3 protein-coding genes are annotated in these 3,097 nt (G+C 75.0%); 2 read left to right on the forward strand and 1 reads right to left on the reverse strand.

What is annotated here, in order from left to right:
* On the forward strand, positions 1-474 hold a 474-nt coding region (locus M0638_RS11075; protein ID WP_248667048.1), incomplete at its 5' end, for an MSMEG_1061 family FMN-dependent PPOX-type flavoprotein.
* Positions 475-836: 362 nt separating this feature from the next.
* Complete coding sequence (locus tag M0638_RS11080) at positions 837-1,379, forward strand: YgdI/YgdR family lipoprotein (protein WP_248667049.1); 543 nt, start codon at positions 837-839, stop codon at positions 1,377-1,379.
* A gap of 81 nt (positions 1,380-1,460) precedes the next feature.
* Here M0638_RS11080 and M0638_RS11085 read toward each other — a convergent pair whose 3' ends face one another.
* Complete coding sequence (locus M0638_RS11085; RefSeq protein WP_248667050.1) at positions 1,461-2,705, reverse strand: ABC transporter substrate-binding protein; 1,245 nt, start codon at positions 2,703-2,705, stop codon at positions 1,461-1,463.
* Positions 2,706-3,097 lie beyond the last annotated feature (392 nt).

Below are 3,097 nucleotides of genomic sequence, written 5' to 3' on the forward strand. Positions count from 1 at the left end.
GGGCTGGACGCGTCGCCGCGCGGCGACGCGGCGGGCTTCGTCGAGGTGGCGGATGCGCGCACGCTGCTGCTGCCCGACCGGCGCGGCAACAACCGCATCGACAGCCTGCGCAACATCCTGGCCGATCCGCGCGTGGCGCTGCTGTTCCTGATCCCCGGCATCGGCGAGACGCTGCGGGTGAACGGCCGCGCGGCGATCTCGGTGGCGCCGGCACTGCTGCACCGCTTCGCGCATGAGGGCCGGCTGCCGCGCTCGGTGCTCGTGGTGCGGGTGGAGACAGCCTACTTCCAGTGCTCCCGGGCGGTGCTGCGCGCCGGGCTTTGGGAGCCGGAGCGTCGCCTGCCGCGCTCGGCGCTGCCGAGCACCGGGACCATCCTGGCCGACCTCGCGCGCGGGCAGCAGGCGGGCGGCGGGTTCGACGGCGAGGGCTACGACCGCGACCTGCCGGGCCGGATCGCCGCCACGCTCTACTGACACCCGAGGCGGCAGCCCGCGCTCGGATGCGTTCCTCCCGGGGCGTCCGTCCCCGGACGTCCCTCCGCGGGCATCCGGGACGGAGCGCCCCGGCGGCGCGGAAAGGGCGTTCGGGAAAGGCAGGGGAGGGGAGCCGGCACGGCTTCCGCCCGGCGCCGCCCCGCGACGGGCCGGTGCGGGCCCGGCACGCCGCTCCGGCGCGGATTTCCCGCGGGCTCCCTTCCGGAAGCACGCTTCCGCCCTCGATACCCGTCCGGGCGGCGGAACTTCATGCCGATTGCGTCATTAGGCACGACGCAAGTCGCCGAACGGCCGCCTCGAGGCGCGCCGGTCGGGCCAGAAACGAAGGATGACGGATCGCCATGTCCGCTCGGAAGAACCTGCTCACCACCCTCGCCGCCGCCGGCTCCCTGCTCGCCGTCTCCGCCTGCGCCGGCTCGCCCCAGACGGTGACGAACAACGACGTCACCCGCGCCGTGGACCGCGCCGCCGGCACCGATGTCAGCGGCGCCTATCCGGCCCAGGCCGACGGCACGCCCGCCAACCCGCCCGGCACCGAGGCCAGCCGCGCCTACGACCGGGTCGCCGGCACCAACACCAGCGGCGCCTACCCGCGCAACAACAGCCATACGCGCCACCACGCGCACACCACCACGCGCCGCAACCCGCCGGGCACGGCGGCCACCCGGGCGGCGGACCGCGCCGCCGGGACCAACGTGAGCGGCGCCTACCCGGCGCAGTCCGACGGCACGCCGGCCAACCCGCGCGGCACCGCCGCGACGCGCGCCCTCGACCGTGCCGCCGGCACCAATACCAGCGGCGCCTATCCGGGCCAGTCCGACGGGACGCCGGGCAACCCGCCCGGCACCGCCGTGGGCCGGGCGATCGACCGCGCCACGCAGTGACGGAACCGGGCCGGGCGGATCCCGCCCGGCCCGGCGGCGAAGCGCCGGCCGGCCAGGGCCGGCACCGTCACGGGGCGCCGTTCAGCGGACCAGCGGGCAGCCCCCCTCGCTCTCCGGCCGGAACGCCTCCTCCGCCGGGGTGGTGGCGACCAGCTTCAGGCAGTCCCACGGCCCCCGGCTCTCCGAGGGCTTCTTCGCCTCGAACAGGTAGGAGGGGTGGATCTTGCGCCCGTCGGCGCGGATGCGGCCCTGGCCGAAGCAGTCGTCGTCGGTGGGCATCGCCTTCATGCGCTCGACCACGGCGCGCCCGCTCGCCTTGGCCGCCGCCGGGCCGAGATCCGCCACCGCCTTCAGGTAGTGCAGCGCGGCGCCGTAATTGCCGGCCTGGGTCATCTGCGGCCAGTGGTCGGGGGTCTTGGAGCGGATGCGCTCGTTGAAGGCGCGGGTGCGGTCGTTGAGATCCCAGTAGTAGCTTTCGGTGAGCAGCAGGCCCTGCGCCACGTCGAGGCCCATCGAGCGGATGTTGCTGTTGTAGCAGAGCAGCGCCGCGACCTTCATCGAGCGCAGCAGGCCGAACTCCCGCGCCTGCTTGATGCAGTTCAGCGTGTCGTCGCCGGAATTGCACAGGCCCAGCACCTTGGCGCCCGACGCCTTGGCGCGCAGCAGCATGGCGGAGAAGTCGGTGGTCTCGGGGAAGGGGTACTGCGCGCTGCCCGCCACGCGGCCGTTCGCCTGCTCGACGAAGCGCGTGGTGTCGCGCTGCAATTGCTGGCCGAACACGTAGTTGGCGGTGAGGAAGTACCAGGAATCGCCGCCCTGGCGGACCATGGCGCCGCCGGTGGAGCGGGCCAGCATGTAGGTGTCGTAGGTCCAGTGCACCGTGTTCGGGCTGCACTGTGCGCCGGTGAGGTCGGTGCTGGCGGCGCCGGAGTTCAGCATCACCTTGTTCTTCTCGCGGCAGATCGTGTTCACCGCGAGAGCGACCGAGGAGGTCGGCACGTCGCACACCGCGTCCACCCCGCCGCGGTCGAACCACTCGCGCACGATGGCCGCGCCGATGTCGGGCTTGTTCTGGTGGTCGGCGCTGACGACCTCGACGTTGAAGCCGCGGCTGCCGAAATCCTGCACCGCCTGACGGACGCAGGCGACGCTGGTGGGACCGGTGTCGTCGCGGTAGGGGCCGGACTGGTCGTTCAGCACGCCGAGCCGGATGGTGGGTGCGGCGGCCGGCCCTCCGGCCGGTCCGCCCTGGGCCCGGGCGCGCAGCGGCGTGGCGAGGGCGCCGGCGGCACCCGCCGCGAGCAGGGTGCGTCGGGATACGGTCATGGAGGTCTCCTTCCCCGGCACGGTCCCGGCCGCTGGTCGGATCGGTGGGCCGCGCCTTGTCTGCGGCGATGGTAACAGGCTTGCGTGATCCGCCAAACGACGCCCGCCGGAGGTGGGGAAGCCGGCGCAGCGGCGTCGGACGGGAGCCGGCGGCGCCGCGGGCCGGTGCCGGCGTCGCGGCGGGGGCTGCGTTGCGGCGGTCCGCCTTGCCGCTCTCCCCCGCGCCGGGCATGTTGCCGCTCTCGGCGGGGCCGCGGCCGATGGCCGCCCGGAACCCGCGGGCCCTTCCGGCGTCCTCCGGAGTCCCGGCGCCAGGCGAGGCTCCCTCGCGGCGGCGCCGCCGGAACCGCCGTCGGGCACTCCCCCAGCGGGGGGGGGGGGGGGGGGGGGGG

The organism is Roseomonas acroporae (genome assembly GCF_023223525.1).
GTDB classification, from domain to species: domain Bacteria; phylum Pseudomonadota; class Alphaproteobacteria; order Acetobacterales; family Acetobacteraceae; genus Roseomonas_E; species Roseomonas_E acroporae.

Bases quoted from the DNA above. Each gene is read 5' to 3' on its own strand.
- M0638_RS11080 (WP_248667049.1), top strand. From the start codon at position 837: ATGTCCGCTCGGAAGAACCTGCTCACCACCCTCGCCGCCGCCGGCTCC.
- M0638_RS11085 (WP_248667050.1), bottom strand. From the start codon at position 2,705: ATGACCGTATCCCGACGCACCCTGCTCGCGGCGGGTGCCGCCGGCGCC.